This is a genomic window from Anaeromusa acidaminophila DSM 3853 (assembly GCF_000374545.1).
GTDB lineage: Bacteria > Bacillota > Negativicutes > Anaeromusales > Anaeromusaceae > Anaeromusa > Anaeromusa acidaminophila.
Genome location: NZ_KB894628.1, coordinates 1 through 2,490, shown reverse-complemented (window position 1 = coordinate 2,490; position 2,490 = coordinate 1). Strand labels below are relative to the sequence as shown.

Annotated in this window: 2 protein-coding genes; both read right to left on the bottom strand. The window is 37.8% G+C overall.

Features of this window, described 5'->3' with window-relative positions; all coding sequences use genetic code 11:
- Positions 1-541: 541 nt before the first annotated feature.
- The gene (locus C508_RS19185; RefSeq protein ID WP_018704815.1) at positions 542-2,161 is read right to left on the bottom strand and encodes a diguanylate cyclase domain-containing protein; all 1,620 of its coding nucleotides are present in this window, start codon (positions 2,159-2,161) and stop codon (positions 542-544) included.
- 126 nt (positions 2,162-2,287) lie between these two features.
- Positions 2,288-2,490, bottom strand: a 203-nt coding sequence (locus tag C508_RS20605) for a hypothetical protein (protein ID WP_215731993.1), incomplete at its 5' end; no start/stop codon positions are given.

The following is a 2,490-nucleotide window of genomic DNA, read 5'->3' as shown; positions in this document are numbered from 1 at the left end:
CTTTTCTTCCCCATGTTTTTCGCTCCTTTTTAAGTTAGTCTAGCATACTTTTTTCTAACTTAAAATCTGGCTCGATTTTCGGGGGGCATGCCACTATTTATCGTTATCTAAATAAACTAATGCGTTTTCCCCTTCTAGTCCATACATTTACGCCCCCCTTACTTTCACGTAAAAGTTCAAATTCATCACCCCCTAAAAGAAAAAATCCGCCTAAACTAACGTCTCGGCGAACAAAGGAAGCACATATTTAATTTCTCTAAGGAAAAATTTGAGTACGATTTTGTGTACGAACAAAAAAGGGTTCCAGCTAATCGCTGGAACCCTTGTATTTGCTTGGCACTGTCACTACTTATGGATAGAATGCACCACCTTGCACCGCTCGGTGCATTGTTCCAAATGAAATCGTTAAATTTGAACCCCCTCACGGCAAATCGTTAAACTAAAGAGTCTGCCATTCAGTAAATGCTTACATCGGAAATCCTGATATGCAAGCTCCGTAATGGCTAGCTTATACATTATATTCTTATTTCTTCACATTTTTTCAACCTTTTTGTTTTTTTGTATTCTTAACCGCATACATTTCAGCATCAGCCCTGGTAATTAATTCGTTATCAGTAATTCCATCTGTGGGATATATTGCACAACCAATACTAACCCCCACATAACAAGTGATCCCTTCTAGTAAAAAAGCCGGTGCTATAGCGTCAGAAATTCTTTTTTTGATGTTATCAACCTCTTGCTTATTGTCAACTTCAGATAACAACACAATAAATTCGTCGCCCCCCACCCTAGCGACCATATCAAATTCACGCAGACTGTTTTTTATTCGTCCAGCTACTTCAATAAGCAGTAAATCACCAACCCTGTGTCCATAAGTGTCGTTTACAAGCTTAAACCCATCCAAGTCCATAAACAACAAGGCCACATGTCTTTCATATCTCTTTGCCTGTGCTAAGCTATGTTTCAAATATTCATTAAAACGATTACGATTCGGCAAACCCGTAAGACTATCGTGTGATGCCATCAGTTTTAATTGCTCACTATATGCTCGGCGAATAATAACATTTTGAGCGTAGAAATAACTTATAATCAACCCTAAAACTGCCATTACTATCCATATAACCACAAAACGCTGTTTCATCACGATAGTTTCCTGTTCTAATATATCATTAGAAACGTGAGATACAATAATCCAATAGTAATCCGAACTAGAGAATATATGATCACAGTACCCTGTTGCCTCGGCGACCCCAACACTTGTCAACAGCTCGTTACCAAATGGGGATATCTTAACAAAAGAAAATAAACCTTCTTCTTCAACAAACTGCCCCTGATTGTTCTCCTGAATTAAAGCCCACGCTTTAGGATAACGCATGGCGTAGGTTTCTTGCTTTTTATTTTTAAACATGAACCCCCATTCCTGTTGCGAATTGTTAGAACTAAGCCAGTATCCATCACTATTCAGCAGTTCTGGTGTCCCAAAGCTATTTTTCGAAGCCTTGAGAAAATTTTGTAGCATGTACTCACCTAAGTAGTTCAACACAATAACGCCTGTTTTATTCCCTGACGAATCAAAAGTCGGGGTCGCAAAACGCAACATAGGTTTAAAAGGAACCTCTAGCTGGCCATTTTCGATATTTAAATCAAAAGGAGAAATGTATACTTGATCTCGACCTAGTTTCATAGCATCATCAAAATAGTAGCGTCCGGCTTTATTTTGCAATTCCGAATCTGGAACCACCTGCGGTGATCCATTATTATAATTAACGCGTATGATCTCGTTACCTTTACTATCTAAAAATCGAATTTGATCGTAAACATTTTTTCTCAAAGCGAAATGCTCATAATAATGTGACAGTTCCTCGGCCGCCTGTCGATTAAAGTGTCCTACATATCGTTCTTCTTCCGTGATCGTCTTCAATTCTAGTAAGTCCGATAAAAACATTAAATCTGAACGATTAACTTCAATATCTTTCGCAATAGAAGTTGCTGCTTGATTGACCTTTGCCAACTCATCAGCACGAATACCTATACGAATTGTTTTTTCTTGAAAATAATAGGCTACTCCAAGCAGCACCGAGAACACACATAAAAGGATTACAGCCGTTTGTAGAAATTGTTGATAAAACGCAGGAGTTTTTTTATTAGATAAAGCTTTCATTACACATAGTTCCTTTCTTGTTATCGAGCTTTTCGAAAATAATATGAAAACCTTATAATGATTTAATCTCTTTTTCTACAACATTATTATTCCGCAAAATAAAGTTCACGTGTAGGTTGCGCACAATTAAAAATCAACGCAAGATAAAAGAGGTATGCCCCAACGGGACATACCTCTAAGAGTTATTCCCGCATCAGGAATATATTGCTTCCCCCTCTTAACTATAACTTTCCCTGATAGTGTCAAGGAATGTTCGCAAAAACCATCGCACTCCGAAATAGCTAAGCGCTTTTGCTCAACTGTTGTTGAATTTCGTTGATAAGCATAGG